Genomic DNA, 19381 nt, shown 5'->3' on the forward strand with positions numbered 1-19381 from the left:
CCATTGCAGCAGAACAGCAATAGTCATGTGGTATCGAAATCTTCAGTTAACCAACCGGACCCAACGCATTTTCCGGACAAACCGATCGAACTCACACGTCGAAATACAAATCGAATTCGAACGGGTGTGGCCGTACGTTGATTTCGGCTATTTCGGTGTAGCGCTTCAGGCGGATCCAGGTGTCGACGAGATCCTCGGTGAAGACATTCCCTTGGGTGAGGTAGTCGTGGTCGGCTTCGAGGCGGTCGATGACGGCTTCGAGGCTGGGCGGGGTTTGGGTTACCTCGGCGGATTCTTCGGGGGTGAGCTCGTAGAGGTCCTTGTCGATGGGGAGGGCGGGTTCGATTTTGTTCATGATGCCGTCGAGTCCGGCCATCATCATGGCGGCGAAGGAGAGGTAGGGATTGCCGGAGGAGTCGGGGCAGCGGAATTCGAGGCGTTTGGCGCCGGCGCTGGCTCCGGTGACCGGGATGCGGACCGCGGCGGAGCGATTGCGCTGGGAATACACCAGATTGACGGGGGCCTCGAAGCCGGGGACCAGGCGTTTGTAGGAGTTCACGGTGGGGTTCGTGAAGGCCAGCAGTGAGGGCGCGTGGTGCAGCAGGCCACCGATGTAGTGGCGTGCCAGGTCCGAGAGTCCGGCGTATCCGGCCTCGTCGTAGAACAGCGGGGTGCCGTCCTTCCAGAGTGACTGGTGCACGTGCATGCCGGATCCGTTGTCGCCGAAGAGCGGCTTCGGCATGAAGGTGACCGTCTTGCCGTGCGCCCAGGCGGTGTTCTTCACGATGTACTTGTAGTGCTGGAGGTCGTCGGCGGCGGCCAGCAGGGTGTTGAATTTGTAGTTGATCTCGGCCTGTCCGGCGGTGCCGACCTCGTGGTGGCCCTTCTCCAGTTCGAATCCGGCGCGTTGCAGATTCCCGCACATGTGGTCGCGCAGATCCACATCGTGGTCGTAGGGCGCGACCGGGAAGTAGCCGCCCTTGGGCCGCACCTTGTAACCGCGGTTGAGGGTGCCGTCCGCGTTGTACTTCGCGCCGGTGTTCCAATCCGCCGACGCCGAATCCACCTCGTAGAAGGCCCCGTTCATGGTGGTGTCGTAGCGCACCGAGTCGAAGATGTAGAACTCCGCCTCGGGTCCGAAGTACGCGGTGTCGGCGATGGCGGTGCTGCGCAGATACTCCTCCGCCTTGCGCGCCACATTGCGCGGATCGCGACTGTACGCCTCGCGGGTGTGCGGGTCGTGGACGAAGCAGTCCAGATTCAACGTCTTGGCGGCCCGGAAGGGGTCGAGTTGCGCGGTGCGCAGATCGGGCAGCAGCAGCATGTCGGATTCGTGGATGGCCTGGAATCCGCGCACCGACGACCCGTCGAAGGCGACCCCGTTCTCCACCAGTTCCTCGCCGAACATGGCGGCCGGAATCGAGAAGTGCTGCTGCACCCCCGGTACGTCACAGAAGCGGATATCGACGTATTCGACATTCTCGGCACTGATGAAGTCCAGAATTCCGCTGGTCGTGGGAGTGATCACCGCTGGCTCCTCAAAATTCTCGCGGCACCCGTGCAATCTCCCACGATACGGCTCCGACCCGGCCCATGTACCCGAAACCGCTTGCGGCGCAAGATCATTGGCGTCCACAGTGGTTGACAGCCGGATCGGACCGCGCCGCCGCCCAACCCGCCGCCGATTTGGGCATTATGCACAAACCGACCCGTCGGCAACTGCCCGGTTGGCGGTACCGCGACCGTCTCACATGGGGTGTCCTGGAACACATAATCGAGGTCAGCTGTGGCCTCGACCAGGAAATAACCAGAGGTAGGTCGTGAGTTCATCGTCAATCGCGGGCAGCGGCGCGCCGCGCACCCTTTGTGAGGCGTTCCAGTCGGTGGTCGCCGCGTATCCCGACGCGGTGGCGCTGCGCACCCTCGGCGGCGGGGTGTCGCTCACCTGGCGCGAATACGGGGACAGGGTGCGTGCGATCGCGTCGGGCCTGGCGGCGCTGGGCATCGGGCGCGGCGACACGGTGGCGCTCATGATGACCAATCGGCCCGAGTTCCATCTGTGCGACACCGCAGTACTGCACACCGGCGCGACCCCGTTCTCGGTGTACAACACCAATCCGGTGGATCTGCTCGTCTACCAGTTCGGCAATGCCGAGAACAAGGCCGTGATCTGCGAGGAGCAGTTCGCGCCCACCGTGCTGGAGGCGGTGGCGAAGGCGGCCACGCAGGGTATTCGGGTCGAGCACGTGATCTGCGTGGACGGGGCTCCGGCGGGCACCATCGCGCTGTCCGCGGTGGAGTCCGCCCGCTGCGCGGAGTTCGATTTCGAATCCGCCTGGCGCGCGGTCGATCCCGAGGATCTGCTGACCATCGTCTACACCTCCGGCACCACCGGCCCGCCCAAGGGCGTGGAGCTCACCCACACCAACTTCATCGAGAACGCCCGCGTCATCGACGAATTCGGCGGCGGCGGACCCGAGGACCGGGTGGTGTCGTATCTGCCGGACGCGCACGCCGCCAACCGCTGGTTCGCGCACTACCTGTCCATGCTGACCGGCGGCCAGATCACCACCGTGCCGGATCTGAAGCAGGTCGCCGAGGCCCTCGCAGAGGTACACCCGTCGGTGTTCCTGGGTGTGCCGCGAGTCTGGGTCAAGGTGAAAGCCGCTCTGGAGGAACGTTTCTCGGCCGAGCCGCTGCCCAAGCGCAAGCTGGTGCAGTGGGCGATCCGCACCGGCCGCGCCCGCGCCCGCGCCGTCTCCGACGGCCGCACCCCGAGCGCCCTGGACGCCGTGGCCCACCGCGTGGCCGATCGTCTGGTGCTCGCCGCCATCCGGGAGCGGCTGGGTCTGGACAAGGTGCGGGTCGCGGTCACCGGCTCCGCGCCCATCCCGCCCGACACCCACGAGTTCTTCCTGGGTCTGGGCCTGCCGCTGTGCGAGGGCTACGGCATGACCGAGTGCACCGCGGGGGCGACGATCTCCCGTCCCGAGCGCATCAAGATCGGCACGGTCGGCCTGCCGCTGCCCGACACCGAGGTCAGCATCGCCGCCGACGGTGAGGTGCTGGTGCGCGGGCGCAATGTCATGCGCGGCTACCGTAAGGCCCCGGAGAAGACCGCCGAGACCGTCGACGCCGACGGCTGGCTGCACACCGGCGATATCGGCAGCTTCGACGGCGACGGCTACCTGCGCATCGTCGACCGCAAGAAAGAGCTCATCATCAGCGCGGCGGGCAAGAACATGTCGCCCACCAATATCGAGAACACCGTCACCGAGAACTGTCCGCTGGCGGGCACGGTGGTCGTCATCGGCGAGGCCCGCCACTACAACACCGCGCTCATCTGCCTGGACCCCGATCTGGCCGCCGCCTTCGCCGAACGCCATCAGCTACCCGATCGCGACGTGGCCGCCCTGTCCCAGCACCCGCTGGTGCGGAAATCCCTGCAAGAGGGCATCGACGCGGCGAACGAGAAGCTCTCCCGCGTGGAGCAGATCAAGCGCTTCGCGGTGCTCCCGGATGTGTGGACCCCGGGCAGCGACTGCCTCACGGCGACCGGAAAGCTACGCCGCAAACCGATAGCTACCCAGTACGCCGCTACCATCGAATCGCTGTACACGACATGAAGGCGGTACCCGAGATGAACGCGGAACAGCCATGCCCCCGCTGACCCGGGACCGGGCGCTGGAGGACCTGTACCGGCGCGCGACCGCGTTCCGGGACGATACGACGGCCGCGCTGCCGCCGTATCGCACCCTGCCCGCCCCGCTGGTGGCCGACGGGCTCGAACGCGGCGCCAAACTCAATATCGACCTCTTCTTCGACTTCCTGCGCAGCGGCCGGCTGCCCAGCGAGGACGACACCCGGGAAGTGGTCGAGATCGGCGTGGGCCGGGTCCGCGACGGTGAACCCCTCGAAGAGGTGCTCGATCGCTATCGCATCGGTGCGGAGTACATCTTCTCCAAGGTGCGGGCCACCGCACCGGACGCCGAGCGGGAGCTGCTGCTCGATGCCGCGCTGCCGCTGCTGCAATACATCACCCTGGTGACCGGACGCATCGCCACGGCCTGCGTGCACCGGGTCAGCGATCCGCGCTGGGAGCTGCTGGAACGCCGCCGCGCCATCGCCGACGCGTTGCTCACCGGCCGCGATCCGGTGGAGTGGGCCGACGAACCCGCCATCACGGTGCCGGACTCCTTCCTGATCGCCGTGTTCCGGCTGGGTTCGGGCCGCTCCGCCGAGACCGGCGAACTGCGCCACCGCATCGAGGCCATCCCGGGCGTGTTCCTGCGCCTGGACAGCGGCGGCTGGACCGCGCTGCTGCCGCTGCGGCCCGGCGACGACGGCACCGCCACCGCCGCCGCCCTCACCACCCGGCTGCCGGTGCGCCCACCGGGCCGCCCGGCCCCGTTCTGGGTGGGTGTCGCCACCGCCACCCAGCGCGCGGACCTCCCCGATGCCGCCGCCGAGGCCCGCACCCTCGCCGAACTGGGCCGCTGCCTCGAGCGTGCCGACACCCTGTGTGAGCGCAGGCAGCTGCTGTTCGAGTACACCATCGCCACCAGCGGCCCGGCCCGCCCCGGACTGGCCGCCGTGCTGGCTCCGCTGGATCCGCAGCCGCTGCTCGCCGAAACCCTGGAAGTGTTCGTGGACAGCGGCTTCAACCAGCTGGCCACCGCCCGCATGCTCAATATCCACCGCAATACGGTGACCTACCGGCTGGCCCGCGTCCACGAACTCACCGGCCTGGACCCGCATCGCCCGACCGACGCCATGACGCTGTCGGCTGCTCGCATCGCCCGCCGACTCGAGGCCGCCGACTTCGCGCCCTGAGCTTCGGCGACCCGACGGCCGCCGCTCGGTGTCGAGCCCCGGGCCGAGCGAGTTCGGCCGATTGCACAAACCGACCAGCCCCGCTCTTGGTTATTGCCGGTAGCAGCGACCGGGAACTGTGCGGTGTGCTGAATCCGACGAAGAGGTCTCCGGTACCGGGCGTGCCCGCACCGCGCGGCGACCTCCCGACTTCCGCAGAGGTAGACCCTTGAGAATTTCGACCCGGCCGCGTAGGGGCGGCCGTCTCGTCACCCTCGCCGCCGCGTGCCTGACCGCCGTCGCCGTGACGGTGACCCTGGCGCCACCGGCCGCGACGGTGCCCGCCGCGGGCCCGGTGCCGACCGCACCGGCGAACTTCGGACTCCCCGACGGCTATCAGCCGACCCCCGAGAAGTACGGTGTCGGTTACGAATTGGGCCATGTGGTGCCGCTCACCGACGGCACGCAGATCCAGGCCGAGGTGCGCTACCCCACCGATCCGGCCACCGGGCAGCGCGCCGACGGCGAGTTCCCGGTGGTCCTCAACGTCACCACCTACGGCGCGTTGACCAGTGCCCTCACCGCCGCCCTCACCGGCGTGATCGACCAGTTCCAGATCCCGCTGCCCGATCAGCTGCGCGATGTGCGCCGGGTGATCAATCAGGCCACCAGCACCCAGGATGTGCTGGTGCGGCGCGGTTATATCGAGGTGGTCGCCGATGTGCGCGGCACCGGCGGCTCCACCGGCGCGTGGAATCCGGCGTCGAAACAGGACGGCCTGGACGGCGCGCAGCTGGTGGACTGGGCGGCGAACCTGCCCGGCTCCAATGGCAAGGTGGGCATGTACGGGTACTCGTTCCCGGCGCTCACCGCACTGCGCACCGCCCAGTCGGTGGGACCGGATTCGCCGCTGAAAGCCATTGTGCCCATGGCGATGCCGAACAACATCTTCAACGAGGTGCTCGGTCACGACGGCATGATGAGCCCGATCCTGCTCACCGCCATCTCGTTGCTGGTGCCGTATCTGAGCCTGATCGGCCCGTTCCTGACGGCCGTGGTGTCACCGCAGCAGTTCATTCCGGCGCTCGTCGACCACCTGCAGGCGCTGGTCTCCTCCGACAGCACCATCAAACTGCTCATCGAGGCGTACGCGGGCGGGCCGCTGGCCTACGACACCGCCTGGTGGCAGGAGCGCCGCTTCGAGACCGAGATGCACAATCTGGTGGACAAGGGCATCGCCATGTACCAGGTGGGCGGCTTCTGGGATCTGTATCAGGAAGGGCCGCTGCGCAATTACGCGCAGTTGCAGAATCTGGCCGCGGGCCGTGACCAGTTCGCGCCCATGGCTCCCGACCAGCGCGCCGACGGCCGCTACCAGTTGCTCATGGGCCCCTGGTACCACGTGGGGCTGGGCGTCGGACCGGGGTCGCGGCTCGATACCAACATGATCACCCTGGCCTGGTTCGACCGGTGGCTCAAGGACATTCCCAACGGCATCGACGAGACGCAGACTCCGCTGCATGTCATCGACGCGAACAACAATGCCGCCGACACCGCCCGCTATCCGTTCGAACAGGCGACCATCGAGCAGCGCTGGTTCGACGGTGACCGGCTCACCGCGCGAGCGCCGACCGTCGCCGACGCCTCGGATCGACTTGACTACACCGGCATCGACAACATCTGCAACCGGCAGAGCCTGGCCCAGTACACCGGCGGCCTGCTCGACTTCCTGTTCCGGGTGTTCAACGCCTACAACCCGTGCACGGAGTGGGTGCAGGAACCGACGGCGGGGCTGAAGTACACCACCGATCCGGTGACCGAGGCGACCGTGCTGGCCGGACCGGCGAGCGTCACCCTCTACGCGTCCTCCACCGGAACCGATGCGGCGTTCCAGGTGTGGCTCGACGACGTGGCTCCGGACGGCACCGTCGTCAACATCACCGGCGGCTCGCAGCTGGCCAGTCAGCGCACACTGAACGAGGACAAGACCTGGCGCGGACCGGACGGCACGATCTACGCGCCGGAGCATGTGCTCACCAAGGAGACCGAGCAACTACTGGTTCCCGGCGAGGTGACCCGGATGGAGATCAAACTGCGCCCGGCCTTCCACCGCCTGGAACCAGGTCATGCGCTGCGCCTGCGCATCACCAGCGGTACGTTCCCGTCCACCATTCCGATTCCGACGGATCTGCCGCGCCTGCTGGGCACCTCGCAGCAGATCCACCGGGACGCCGTGCGGCCTTCGAGCCTGGTGCTCCCCCTGGCACCGGCGGGCGTGTTCACCCACTGAGCCCCGGAGCACCTCCGATGGTGGCGCGTCCGGTCGCCGCGCCCGCGCCACCATCGCGGCCGTCCCAGGCAATAGTCGCCAACCTTGGTCGTCGACGGGTTCGGGCACTGTCCTCCGACCGCCGGTCATGCCACACTGAGGCAGTCGATCATCGGAGGTCAGAGATGCCCGATCCGCGACCGGGGGGACTGCGTCGGCTGTCCCGGCGCACCCCAGCCGATTCCAGCGGTGAGCCGCCGACCCGGTCGGCGGTTCGCAATGCCAAACTCGCGGCCCTGCCCCTCGCCTACGCGGGACGCCGTGTGACAGGGGTGGGGCGACGCGCCTTCGGCGAACCGGCCCGGTCCGTCGAACTCGACATCCAGGCCCGCACCGCCCAGCACATGTTCGAGGTGCTCGGCGAACTCAAGGGCTGCGCGGCCAAGTTCGGGCAGATCCTGGCGCTCTACGAACTCGCCCTGCCGCCCGATCTCGGCGCGCCCTACCGGGAGGCGCTCAGCCGCCTGCAGGACTCCGCGCCCGCCATGCTGCCGCGTGCGGTCACCGACGTGATGGGCGCGCAGCTGGGGCCGAACTGGCGGTGCGCCTTCATCGAATTCGAGACCCGCGCCTGCGCCGCGGCCTCGGTCGGGCAGGTGCACCGGGCGCGCTGGCACGACGGACGCCGGGTCGCCGTCAAGATCATGTATCCGGGTGCGCGCGAGGCCGTCCGGCACGATCTCGAACACCTGCGCCGCATGGCCCCGCTGACCTCGGTCCTGCTGCCGGGGGCGGATGTGCGCGCCCTCAACGACGCGCTGGCCGCCTGCATCCACGAGGAACTCGACTACGAGCGCGAGGCGCGGACCCAGCGCGTCTTCGCCGCCGCCTACGCCGACGACCCGGATTTCGCGGTGCCGCACGTGGTGCATCAGCAGGGCGACGTGCTGATAACCGAATGGGTGGACGGGATTCCGCTGCAGCGGCTGCTGGTGTCGGGTTCGCCCGCGGAGCGCGATCGGGTCGGCAGGCTGGTGCTGCGCTTCGTCGTCTCCAGCATCGTGCGCACCGGGTTGCTGTACACCGACCCGCATCCGGGCAATTTCCGCGTGCTGCGCGACGGGCGGCTCGGCGTGGTCGACTACGGCGCCTGCTCCCCCGTTCCGGCCGATTTTCCGGCGCTGGTGGGCGATATCGCCGACGCGGTGTTCAACGGCGGGCCCGACGATCTGGAGCGGGCCCTGCGGCAGTACGGATTCGTCCCACCCGGCGGTGGCTTCGATGCCGTGGCGTTCAGCGAACTCGTCGACCCCATTCGCACCCTGTTCCGCACCGATACGGTGCGCATGACCACACCGTGGCTGCGTGAGCAGGTCCTGCGCATCACCGATCTGAGCCTGTCCAATGTCAGCAGGCAGTTGACGGCGCCGCCCGCACTCACTCCGGTGGGTCGCACCATCGCCGCCACGGCGGGTGTGCTGTGCCAGCTCGGTGCCGGGGGTGCGCTGCGCGCGGAGATCCTGGCCCATCTGCCCGAGGCCGCCGACGCCCTCGACCGCGCCGAGCGCGGTGCGGGCATGCGCCCGCGCACCCCCGTCGAGCGGTTCGGCAATTCGGCCTGAATCCGGTCGTGCCGCCCGAATCCGGTTGTGCCGGTCACCGTGCCGACCGGTTGCGCACGGTCGAACCGATCCCGCTCGCCCACAGCGCGGTATCCACCGCATTGGTAATGAGCTGGAGGACGAGTTCGCGTCACTCCGCGATGCGTGCCTGGACGTAGTACTCCGCCCGCAGCGCCACCAGCCACTGTCGGATGCCGATCGGGGCCCAGCTCGCGGTGGCGTCGTGGCCGACCACCGGATCGGTGAGCATGATGGTGCGTCCGCGCGTCTCGAAGCCGAAGGCTCCGGCGGCGCGAATGTTCTTCAGCCAGTCCACGTCTCGGCCGTAGGTGAGCGCGATGCGGTAGCCGCCGTCCCGCTCGAACACCGCGACCGGGCTGCGGTAGACGCGGCCGGACTTGCGTCCGACGTGCACCACTATCCCGAATCCCGGTGCGCGGCGCGCCAGTACGCCCAGCACCGGATTGGTGACTCGCCGATTGATCCTGGCCAGAGCCTGTGGCAGCGGCATGAGCATCGTCCTCTCCGACGACAGCGATTGCGTCCCAGAGGTTACGCCGGACGGGTCACGAAAACGCGGAACTCGTCGTCCGGACTCGATACCGAGTGTGCTCGGGCCATGGTGTGGACGCGCGTGCGCCGACATGTCCGATCGTGCGCGAGATCCCGCGTGGAGCGCGGATTTCCGACCGGCTATCGTGCCGGGATACGACAGGACGGCCCCGAGGCGGCACCGTCGTCACAGGAGCGAGCGTCTCCGCGAGCTCGGAGCGGCGGAATGCCACGCCCGGTCACGGTGCGCCGCCGGGATCGCTGCCTCGGATACCCGGGAGGAAGGCAGGGCCGCGATGGCGGAGATGATCGCGCTGTACGACGCGGACGGGCGCGAGGTCGGAGCCGAGGACCGGGCCGTGGTGTACGCCCGGGGACTGTGGCATGCCAGTGCTGGGGTGCTGGTTCGCTCGGGAGACGGGTCGCGGGTGTACGTGCACCGGCGCACCGAGACCAAGTCGGTGTTCGCCGGTATGCACGACTGCCTGGCGGGCGGGGTGGTGGAACCCGGGGAGCGCCCGGAGCGGACCGCCGTCCGGGAGCTGGCCGAGGAGTTGGGCATCGTGCTGGACGGCGGTGCGCGGCCCCGGCCGGTGACGCGCGCGTCCTGGGACGGCAGCTGGGCCGGTCGGCCCATGCGCTGTCATCTGTTCGCCTACGAGGTGCGCTGGGACGGGCCGATCCGGCATCAGCCCGAGGAGATCGCCGACGGCTGGTGGTGGACCGATGCGCGGTTGCGCGCGCGGCTGGCCGATCCGGCGTGGCCGTTCGTTCCCGACACCCGCGTGCTGGTGCCCGACCTGCTGCATTGACACTGGCACCCGGCCGGGAAACGCCGACAGCCCACCGGACCCGCGCGATCCGGTGGGCTGTCACGGCTGCGACTACTGGCCGCCGGCGCTGCCCGTGAACAGGCCCTGAACCATCTTGATCAGCACTTCGGCCAGGAAATCGGAAGCGGATCCGGACACGCGTATCTCCTCATCTGTGTGTCTTGCCATGTCGGACATCTGAAGCATGACCGATTCACAAATTTCGGATGAGAATTTCGCGCGACTGTGGCGTGGATCACACTGTCAGCTGGACGAGGTCACCCGCCCGATCCACGCCGAGAAAGCCCCGGGATTGCGCGTCTGCAACAGCACCCGGCCCGGTCCGGTGAAATCGAAGACGAACCCCTCCCCGGAGGTCAGCGACTGGAACGACCGCCCCGACACCGCCCGCCGGATGGTGAACCGCATGGCCAGGTCGTAGGCCACCACATGCCCGGTGTCGATGGTGACCGGCTCCCCCGGCGCGAGATCGATCACGTCGATGGCCCCGAAGACACCGAGCACCACCTCACCCTGCCCGTGCGCCCGCAACCCGAATCCGCCCTCGCCGCCGAACAGATTCGCGAAACCACCCCACTTGGCCTCCACGGTCACCCCGTGCGAGTTGGCGTGGGCTCGCCACCGGCGAGGAAGCAGCGCGCGATCGTCGACGACGGGCTGTGCCGCAGTTGAACTTTCATATCCGGCGACGCTAGCAGCGCGGGGTGACCGGGCGACGCGGAATCCCGGGCTAGCGTCCGCCCTCGGCCAGCACCACCCGCACCGGCGCGTAGTCGGTGCCGGTGACGTCAACGCCCTCACCCTTCAGCTGGTCCAGCGCCCGGGTGACATAGGCATTGGTGTAGGCGTCGGCATCCGGTTCCCGGGTGAGCACCGTCGCGCCCTCCTGGTTGCGGGTCTGCCGGGCGATGGTGACGGTCTGGTTCCACGCGTTCTCGTCCACCATGCCGATACCGTCCGGAGAGGGCCAGATGAGCTTGTTCACCTCGTTGATCTGCCACTGCTGATGGCTCGCCCCGAGGGTGCTGCCCGCCGCCACGGTGATGTCGCGGCACCGGTCGACATTGTCGCGGCAGAAGATCCAGCCGCGCAGCGAGGCGGCCAGGAACCGCACGGTCAGATCCTGGTAGGCGCTGTCACCCAGCCGCTCGGTATTGGCCCACACCGCGTCCTGGAGCATGGCGACGCCCTGTTCGTTCCAGTCGATGGTGGTGAAATCCGCTGCGGTGTAGAGCTGTCCGGTGGCCGGGTTCCTGGTTTCGAGCAGCTGTGCGTACTCGTTGTAGGACATGGCCTGGGCGGCGGCGATATCCCCGGCGAGGAAGGCGTTCATATCGAACTGCTGCTGCACCAGGCGCACATCCGCGGCCGGATCGAGTCCGGCCTTGGTCATTCCGGCGAAGAGTTCGAATTCGTTGCCGTAACCCCAGTTTCCGACGGTCTTGCCGCGCAGGTCGGCGGGACCGTCGATACCGGCGTCGGCGAACGCCACCTGTTTGGTGCCCGAGCGCTGGAAGATCTGCGCCACCTCGGTGATTCCGGCCCCGGCCTCCCGGGACGCGAGTGCCTTCGGCACCCAGGCGACCGCGAAGTCGGCCTGCCCCTGGGCGAGCACGGTCTGCGGGACGATATCGGTGCCGCCCTCGAGGATGTCGACGTCGAGCCCCTGTTCCCGGTAGAACCCCTGGTCCACGGCGGCGAGATAGCCCGCGAACTGCCCCTGCTTGAACCACTGCAACTGCAACCGCACCTTGGTGAGTCCGTCGGCCGTCGTGGTGGTGCCACCCTCGGTGGTGCTGCAACCGGTCAACGCCGCCAGCCCGACCGCCAGCACGGCCAGACAGGTACGCAATTTCCTTACGGTACTGCTCATTTCGATCTCCAACTGATGGTGCGGGGTCGGCGGGTGAATTGTTCGGCGACGACGACGGCGGTGAGGAAGAGCAGGCCCAGCAGCATGGCGGCGGTGACATACGCCCAGGCCCGCGGATAGGCGGTATTGGCGGCGGCGGAGATGATGCGGCTGCCCAGGCCGTGCTGCAGACCGCCGAAGTATTCGGCGATGATGGCGGCGATGACCGCACCGGGCGCGGCGATGCGCAATCCGGTGAACAGGTGCGGCAGTGCGGCGGGCAGCCGGACGGCGCGGGTGACCTGCCAGCCGGTGGCGGCATAGGAGGTCATCAGGTCCACGTGCACGCGCGGTGCCTGCCGCAGGCCCTTGACCGTGCTGACGTACACCGGGAAGAACACCACGATGGCGGCCACCATCCGGCGCGGCAGGTCGGTGGTGGTGGAGTACAGCGAGTTCAGCAGCGGGGCCAGCGCCACGATGGGGACGGCGGCGGCCGCGGCGGCCAGCGGTCCGAGCAGACCGTCGACGAGCCGGAATCGCACCGCCACCATGGCCGCGGCGATCCCCGCCACGATGCCGACCAGCAGACCGATGAGCGCATTGCGGCCGGTGGCGAGGGTGGCGTCGAGAATGCCGGATCGGTTGTCCCCGAGGGCTTCCGCGATGGCGCTCGGCGCGGGCAGCAGGAACGACGGCACTCCGGCGGCGACCGTGAGCACCTGCCACAGCACCAGGATCGCCACGCCCACCAGCAGCGGCGGCAGCCAGGTGCGCATCACCGCTTCCGTCCCGCGGGGGCGCTCGGGTGCCCGTCGTGCAGGGCCGCGCGCACCGCGGCCACCGCCTCGAAGAACGGTTCGGTCGCCCGGACGTCGATGTCCTCGGATTCGGTTCCCGTACCGCCGGTGTCGAGTACGGCGGTGATGCGGCCGGGGCGCGGCGACATGACCACCACCCGGTCGGACAGGTACACCGCCTCCGGGATGGAGTGGGTGACGAAGACGACCGCCGCGCCGGTCTCCCCGGCGATGCGCAGCAGTTCGCCCTGCATGCGTTCGCGGGTCATCTCGTCGAGCGCGCCGAACGGCTCGTCCATGAGCAGCAGCGGTGGTTTGCGGGCCAGGGCGCGGGCGATGGCGACCCGCTGCTGCATGCCACCGGACAGTTCGGCCGGGTAGCGGCGGGCGAAGTCGCCGAGACCGGCCATCTCCAGGAGTTCGCTACTGCGCCTGCGGCGTTCGCGTTTGGGCACGCGGTGCAGCTCCAGCGGCAGTTCCACATTCTCCTGCACGGTGCGCCAGTCGAGCAGGCCCGCCTGTTGGAAGGCGATGCCGTAGTTCTGGTCCAGCCGCGCCTGCCGGGCCGTCTTGCCGTGCACGGTGACGCTGCCGCCGGTGGGTTCCTCGAGGTCGGCGATGATGCGCAGCAGGGTGGATTTGCCGCAGCCGGACGGCCCGATGAGGGAGACGAACTCCCCGGCGGCGACGGTGAGCGAGACGTCCTCCAGGGCGGTGACGGCACCGGCGGAGTAGATCTTGCCGACCGACACCAGTGTCACGGCGGCGTCCTGGTGATCGGGTGGATTGCGGTGTGGCACCGTCGCTTCGGGAGCGGCGGTGGATGGTTCGACGGTCAACGGGTACCTCCTGACGAGCGACCGCCCCCGGCCGGGCGGCTGTAGCGGCGCAGCGCCGCTTCCACGAGCGCCACCAGTGCCGCCACGGCGACGCCGAGCAGGGCGGCGGCCAGCACCGCGGCGTACAGGCGCGCGGCGTCACCGGTGGACTGCTGGGAGAAGACGATGATCTGACGGCCGATGCCGCCCGCGGTGCCGGTGGAGATCTCCGCCACCACCGCGCCGATCACCGCCGCCGCACCCGCCAGCCGCAGCGCGGGCAGCAGATGCGGGACGGCGGCGGGCAGGCGCAGCCGCAGCAGGGTCGCCCACCACCCCGCGGCATAGCTGTGCAGCAGCTCCACCGCGGCCCGCGAGGGCGATTGCAGACCGCGCAGCATGCCGATGGCGACCGGGAAGAACACCAGGTAGGCGGCGATGACCACAATGCTCATCCAGGGCTGCCAGGGCCGCCCGGCGATGGCGATCTTGCCGCCCCACCCGGCGACCAGCGGGGCCAGTGCGATGAGCGGAACCGTCTGCGACAGCACCACATACGGCAGCAGTCCGCGCTCCACCCAGCCGAAGCGCTGCATGAGCACCGCCAGCGCGACGCCGACGACGGTGCCGAGCAGCAGCGCCAGTAGGGCCAGGCCGAAGGTGAAACCGGCGGTGCGCAACAGTGTTTCGCCCACGGTGCCGGAGCCGTCGGGCTCCCCCAGCACGGTCAGCACCGACCAGGTGTGCGGCAGCGCCGCGTCGGTGGTGCGCGGCAGCACGCGCTGCTCGCCGATGCTCACCCCATCGGCCGGGACGAACGCCTTCACCAGTTCCCAGACCGCGGCCACCAGCACGAAGGCGGCGAGCGGGTACACCACCGCGCCCCAGCGTGATCCGTTCGCCGACCGGCCGGTTCCGATCCCACGCCGACGCGGTGGGCGCACGACTCGCTGGGCGGCCGCCGCGGTGCGGCCGCCCTCCGGTAGCGCGGTCATGTCGTACTCGCCGTCGCCACGATCGGTTGCGCCAGCCGCGGCACGATCGACTCCCCATAGGCGTCGAGGGTGGCGGTCTTGGCGTCGTGCTGGAGGTAGACGGCGAACTGGTCCACGCCCAGTGCCTCCAGCTCACGCAGCCGCACCACATGCTCGTCGGGGGTGCCGATCAGGCAGAACCGGTCCACGATGGCGTCCGGCACGAAGTCGGCGTGCGTGTTTCCGGCGCGCCCGTGCTGGTTGTAGTCGTAGCCCTGACGCCCGGCGATGTACTCGGTGAGCGCGGCGGGCACCTCGCTGTCCGCCCCGTACTTGGCGACGATATCGGCGACGTGGTTGCCGACCATGCCGCCGAACCAGCGGCATTGCTCCCGGGCGTGTTTCACGCCCGCGTCCGAGCCGTCGGTCACATAGGCGGGGGCGGCCACGCAGATGGTCACCTCCTTCGGATCGCGTCCGGCGCGCTCGGCGGCGGCGCGCACCCGGGCCACCGTCCAGGCGGTGATATCCGGATCGGCGAGTTGCAGGATGAAGCCATCGGCCACCTCACCGGTGAGATCGAGGGCGCGCGGTCCATATCCGGCCACCCAGACGGGCAGCCGGGAGGCGTGCGCCCACGGGAACCGCACCGTGGTCTCCCCGACGCGGGCACTGCGGCCGTTGCCCAATTCCCGGATGACGCCGATGGATTCGCGCAGCGTCGCCAGGGTGGCGGGTTTGCCGCCGAGGGTGCGCACGGCGGAGTCGCCGCGCCCGATCCCGCAGACGGTGCGGTTGCCGAACATATCGTTGAGCGTGGCGAAGGTCGAGGCGGTGACCGTCCAGTCCCGGGTGGACGGATTGGTCACCATCGGCCCGACCACGACCTTGCGGGTGGCGGCGAGGATCTGGCTGTAGATGACGTACGGTTCCTGCCACAGCAGATGCGAGTCGAAGGTCCACACGTGCGAGAAGCCGTGCGTCTCCGCGATTCTCGCCAGCTCCACCACTCGTGACGCGGGCGGTGTGCATTGCAGCACCACACCGATATCCATGGGGCACTCCGTTCCGGATCAGATGAGGTTCTGGGAGAGTTCGCGTTTGACGAATCGGCCGTGGCCCGCCCGGCCCAGGTACGCGCCGTCGTCGACGATCACCCGGCCGCGCGAGAGCACCGTGTCCACATGTCCGTCGACCTCGAAACCCTCGTAGGCCGAATGGTCCATGTTCATGTGGTGGGTCTTGCCCACCCCGATGCTGGTGTGGCCGTTCGGGTCGTAGAGCACGATGTCGGCGTCCGCGCCCGGAGCGATGACGCCCTTGCGCGGGTACATGCCGAACATGCGGGCCGGGGTGGTGCAGCAGACGTCCACCCAGCGTTCCAGGGAGATGCGGCCGTCCTTGACGCCCTGGAACATCAGGTCCATCCGGTGTTCGACGCCGCCGATGCCGTTGGGGATCTTGGAGAAGTCGCCGCGGCCGAGTTCCTTCTGATCCTTCATGCAGAACGGGCAGTGGTCGGTGGCGACCGAGGTGACGTCACCGGTGCGGATATAGCGCCACAGCTCGTCCTGATGCCCCTCCGCCCGCGACCGCAGCGGCGTCGAGCACACCCATTTCGCACCCTCGAAACCCGGTGCGCCCAACTGTTCCTCGAGCGACAGGTACAGGTACTGCGGGCAGGTCTCACCGAACACGTTCTGGCCGTTGCCGCGCGCCGTGGCGATCTGTTCGAGGGCCTGTTTGGCCGAGACGTGCACGACGTACAGCGGGGCGCCGGTGACCTGGGCCAGCATGATGGCGCGGTGGGTGGCCTCCTCCTCCAGCTGCCACGGCCGCGAGGTGCCGTGGAAGTACGGTGCGGTGTCACCGCGCTGGAGCGACTGTTCGACCAGCACGTCGATGGCGATGCCGTTCTCGGCGTGCATCATGAGCAGTGCGCCGAGTTCGGCGCTGCGCTGCATGGCGCGCAGGATGCGGCCGTCGTCGGAGTAGAAGACGCCCGGGTAGGCCATGAACAGTTTGAAGCTGGTCACCCCCTCAGCCACCAATTCCGCCATGCCCTTCAGGGATTCGGGATTCACGTCGCCCACGATCTGGTGGAAGCCGTAGTCGACGGCGCAGCGCCCGGCCGCCTTGTCGTGCCACAGCGCGAGGGTGTCCTGCACCGTCTCACCGGGTTTCTGGACGGCGAAGTCCACGATGGTGGTGGTACCGCCCCAGGCCGCGGCCCGGGTGCCGGTCTCGAAGGTGTCGGATGCCTCGGTGCCGCCGAAGGGCAGCTGCATGTGGGTGTGCGCGTCGACGCCGCCGGGGATCACGTATTTGCCGGTGGCTTCGATGATCTGGGCGCTTGCCGCCACATCGCCGAGGGCGGTGGCGCCGGGTTGCAGGACGGCGACGATGGTTTCGCCGTCGATCAGTACGTCGAGGGGCTGGGATCCGGTGGCCGACACCACCGTTCCGCCCCGGATGAGGATTCGGCTCATGGCTGCACCAGCGGTCCGTAGGCGTCCGGGCGGCGGTCGCGGTAGAAGGCCCAGCGGTCGCGCACCACCTTGATGAGGTCCAGGTCGAGATCGCGGACCACCAGCTCCGGGGCGGTGTCGGAGGCGACCTCGCCCACGAACTTGCCCTCGGGGTCGACGAAGTAGCTGGTGCCGTAGAAGTCGTCGTCGCCGTACTCGGCCTCGATGCCGACCCGGTTGATCGCGCCGATGAAGTACTCGTTGGCGACGGCCGAGGCGGCCTGCTCCAGCTTCCACAGGTAGCCGGACAGTCCGCGCGAGGTGGCCGACGGATTGAACACGATCTCCGCGCCGGCCAGGCCCAGCGCCCGCCAGCCCTCCGGGAAGTGCCGGTCGTAGCAGATGTACACCCCGACCCGGCCGACGGCGGTGTCGAAGACCGGCCAGCCCAGATTGCCCGGCCGGAAGTAGAACTTCTCCCAGAAGCCGTTCACGTGCGGGATGTGGTGCTTGCGGTACTTGCCGAGGTAGCTGCCGTCGGCGTCGATGACGGCCGCGGTGTTGTACAGCAGGCCGGGCTGCTCCTGCTCGTACACCGGCAGCACCATCACCATGCCGAGTTCGGCCGCCAGCGCCGCGAACCGGTCCACCGTGGGGCCGGGCACCGATTCGGCGTAGTCGTAGAACTTGGTGTCCTGGAGCTGGCAGAAGTACGGCCCGTAGAACAACTCCTGGAAGCAGATCACCTTCGCTCCCGCCGCGGCGGCCTGCCGGGCGTAGTCCTCGTGCGCCTTGATCATGGACTCTTTGTCGCCGGTCCAGTTGGTCTGAACCAGCGCTGCTCGAACGATTGCCATGCTTTGTGATACTGCATGGAGAACCAATTCCGCTGTGTTACAGAATGACGGAAACAGTTTCGTAACCGTAAATCCTCGGGGTGCCCGTGTTCGCGCCAGTGTCGCCATCGCAGAATGACGCTGTGACAACCGAACTCGGCCCGCTCGACGCGACCGCCCCCGATCCGCCCGGCGGCGGGTTGTTCGCGGGCGTCCACGACCGCACCGCCGCCGGTATCGCCGCCACCGTCGGGGGCCGCATCCGCTCCGGCGCGCTGTCGCCCGGCACCCGTCTGCCCACCGTGCGTGAGGTGGCGCGGGAGCTGAAGGTCTCCCCGGCCACCGTCACCCAGGCGTGGCGGGCGCTGGCCGCGGCGGGCGCGATCGTGGCCCGGGGGCGCGCGGGCACCTTCGTGGCGGACGCGCCCGCGCGGCCGGTGGCGGCGGGTGGCCGCTACCAGCGGCTGCACTCGCGATCCGACAGCGTGTTCCGGGTGGATCTGTCCCGGGGGATTCCGGATCCGGCGCTGCTGCCCGATCTCACCGCGGCGCTGCGCCGACTCGGCGACGATGATTCCATCGACGACCTGTCCGCCACCTATCTGGGCGAGGCCATGCTGCCGGAGTTGGAGCGGGTGGTGTGCGCGGACTGGCCGTTCCGACCCGACCGGCTCACGGTGCTCGACGGCGCGCTCGACGCCATCGACCGGTTGCTGACCGCGCAGGTGCGCCTCGGGGATGCCGTGGTGGTCGAGAACCCGTGCTTCCCACCGTTTCTCGATCTGCTGGCTCGGCTGGGGGCGCGACCGGTGCCGGTGGAGATGGACGAGTCGGGCATGCGGCCCGACGAACTCGCGGCGGTGCTGGCCGAGCACGCGCCGACCGCGCTGCTGCTGCAACCCCGCGCCCAGAACCCGACGGGCACGTCACTGTCGGCCGCCCGGCTGCGCGCCCTCGCCGATGTGCTCACCCCGCACGATCTCGTCGTGATCGAGGACGACCACTCCGCGGGCATCGCCCACGCGCCACCCCGGTCGCTGGGCACCCGGCTGCCGCGGCACACCGTGCACGTGCGCTCGTATTCCAAATCCCATGGCGCGGACCTGCGTCTGGCCATTGTCGGCGGCCCGGCCGAACTGCTCGACCCGGTGATCGAGCGCCGTATGCTCGGCCCCGGCTGGTCCAGTCGCCTGCTCCAGCGCGTGCTGCTGCACATGCTCACCGACGACGCCGCCCGCACCCGGGTCGCCACCGCGCGCACCGAGTACCGCCGCCGCACCACGGCGCTGCGCAGGGAGCTCTCCCGCCACGGAATTTCGGTATCCCCCGCCGACGGCATCAACCTGTGGCTACCCGTCCTCGACGAATCGGCCGCCATGATCTCCCTCGCCGCCGCCGGAATCAAGGCCGCCCCGGGCACCCCGTTCGAGGTGATCGGCCTACCGGCCGCCGACCATCTGCGCATCACCCCGGCCGCCGTCGCGGACGCCGATATCCCCCGGCTCGCCGCCGAACTGGCCGCCGCCGCCCAGGCCGCACCGACCT

Annotated in this window: 16 protein-coding genes; 6 read left to right on the top strand and 10 right to left on the bottom strand. The window is 69.1% G+C overall.

The window, feature by feature from the left end:
- Positions 1 to 91: 91 nt before the first annotated feature.
- On the bottom strand, positions 92 to 1528 hold the full coding sequence (glnA, locus tag ON31_RS29890; protein ID WP_051037950.1) for a type I glutamate--ammonia ligase: 1437 nt from the start codon (positions 1526 to 1528) through the stop codon (positions 92 to 94).
- 292 nt (positions 1529 to 1820) lie between these two features.
- Here glnA and ON31_RS29895 point away from each other — a divergent pair, with 292 nt between their 5' ends.
- From ON31_RS29895 to ON31_RS29910, 4 genes are all read left to right on the top strand, one after another.
- Positions 1821 to 3626, top strand: a complete 1806-nt coding sequence (locus ON31_RS29895; protein ID WP_081592833.1) for an AMP-dependent synthetase/ligase — start codon at positions 1821 to 1823, stop codon at positions 3624 to 3626.
- A 31-nt stretch (positions 3627 to 3657) separates the two neighbouring features.
- Complete coding sequence (locus tag ON31_RS34955; RefSeq protein ID WP_051037952.1) at positions 3658 to 4833, top strand: PucR family transcriptional regulator; 1176 nt, start codon at positions 3658 to 3660, stop codon at positions 4831 to 4833.
- A gap of 208 nt (positions 4834 to 5041) precedes the next feature.
- Positions 5042 to 7102, top strand: a complete 2061-nt coding sequence (locus tag ON31_RS29905) for a CocE/NonD family hydrolase (RefSeq protein WP_157533814.1) — start codon at positions 5042 to 5044, stop codon at positions 7100 to 7102.
- Between the two features lie 164 nt (positions 7103 to 7266).
- Positions 7267 to 8703, top strand: coding sequence for an ABC1 kinase family protein (locus ON31_RS29910; RefSeq protein WP_051037954.1), 1437 nt, complete (start codon positions 7267 to 7269; stop codon positions 8701 to 8703).
- Positions 8704 to 8833: 130 nt separating this feature from the next.
- On the opposite strand, the gene ON31_RS29915 is transcribed toward ON31_RS29910, so the two are convergent.
- Positions 8834 to 9214 carry a nitroreductase family deazaflavin-dependent oxidoreductase gene (locus ON31_RS29915; RefSeq protein ID WP_039818476.1) on the bottom strand — a complete coding sequence of 127 codons (381 nt, stop codon included), beginning with the start codon at positions 9212 to 9214 and terminating at the stop codon, positions 8834 to 8836.
- 337 nt (positions 9215 to 9551) lie between these two features.
- Between ON31_RS29915 and ON31_RS29920 the strand changes: the two genes are divergently transcribed.
- A complete protein-coding gene (locus ON31_RS29920; protein ID WP_039818463.1) occupies positions 9552 to 10067 on the top strand; it encodes an NUDIX hydrolase in 516 nt (171 codons plus the stop codon).
- 264 nt (positions 10068 to 10331) lie between these two features.
- On the opposite strand, the gene ON31_RS38640 is transcribed toward ON31_RS29920, so the two are convergent.
- Genes ON31_RS38640 through ON31_RS29960 form a run of 8 tightly spaced genes read right to left on the bottom strand, consistent with a single transcriptional unit; the run spans position 10332 to position 17857 of the window.
- Positions 10332 to 10889: an AIM24 family protein gene (locus ON31_RS38640; RefSeq protein WP_370450497.1), complete on the bottom strand. Its 558-nt coding sequence runs from the start codon at positions 10887 to 10889 to the stop codon at positions 10332 to 10334.
- A complete protein-coding gene (locus ON31_RS29930; protein ID WP_039818465.1) occupies positions 10819 to 11961 on the bottom strand; it encodes an ABC transporter substrate-binding protein in 1143 nt (380 codons plus the stop codon). Before ON31_RS29930 ends, ON31_RS38640 begins: the two co-directional genes overlap by 71 nt.
- Positions 11958 to 12719, bottom strand: a complete 762-nt coding sequence (locus tag ON31_RS29935) for an ABC transporter permease (RefSeq protein WP_039818467.1) — start codon at positions 12717 to 12719, stop codon at positions 11958 to 11960. The genes ON31_RS29930 and ON31_RS29935 overlap by 4 nt, the downstream gene beginning before the upstream one ends.
- The gene (locus ON31_RS29940; protein ID WP_255222314.1) at positions 12719 to 13579 is read right to left on the bottom strand and encodes an ABC transporter ATP-binding protein; all 861 of its coding nucleotides are present in this window, start codon (positions 13577 to 13579) and stop codon (positions 12719 to 12721) included. Before ON31_RS29940 ends, ON31_RS29935 begins: the two co-directional genes overlap by 1 nt.
- Positions 13576 to 14553, bottom strand: a complete 978-nt coding sequence (locus ON31_RS29945) for an ABC transporter permease (protein ID WP_081592835.1) — start codon at positions 14551 to 14553, stop codon at positions 13576 to 13578. The genes ON31_RS29940 and ON31_RS29945 overlap by 4 nt, the downstream gene beginning before the upstream one ends.
- Complete coding sequence (locus tag ON31_RS29950) at positions 14550 to 15587, bottom strand: TIGR03842 family LLM class F420-dependent oxidoreductase (RefSeq protein ID WP_039818468.1); 1038 nt, start codon at positions 15585 to 15587, stop codon at positions 14550 to 14552. Before ON31_RS29950 ends, ON31_RS29945 begins: the two co-directional genes overlap by 4 nt.
- Before the next feature lie 18 nt (positions 15588 to 15605).
- Complete coding sequence (hydA, locus tag ON31_RS29955) at positions 15606 to 17021, bottom strand: dihydropyrimidinase (RefSeq protein WP_039818469.1); 1416 nt, start codon at positions 17019 to 17021, stop codon at positions 15606 to 15608.
- Entirely contained in the window at positions 17018 to 17857 is an 840-nt protein-coding gene (locus ON31_RS29960; protein ID WP_039818471.1) for a nitrilase-related carbon-nitrogen hydrolase, read from the bottom strand. The genes hydA and ON31_RS29960 overlap by 4 nt, the downstream gene beginning before the upstream one ends.
- Positions 17858 to 17979: 122 nt before the next feature.
- Between ON31_RS29960 and ON31_RS29965 the strand changes: the two genes are divergently transcribed.
- The coding region (locus ON31_RS29965) for an aminotransferase-like domain-containing protein (RefSeq protein WP_255222315.1) at positions 17980 to 19381 on the top strand (1402 nt) is incomplete at its 3' end.

Origin of the sequence: Nocardia otitidiscaviarum NBRC 14405 (assembly GCF_000308635.1) — a bacterium.
In the GTDB taxonomy this organism is placed as follows: domain Bacteria; phylum Actinomycetota; class Actinomycetes; order Mycobacteriales; family Mycobacteriaceae; genus Nocardia; species Nocardia otitidiscaviarum.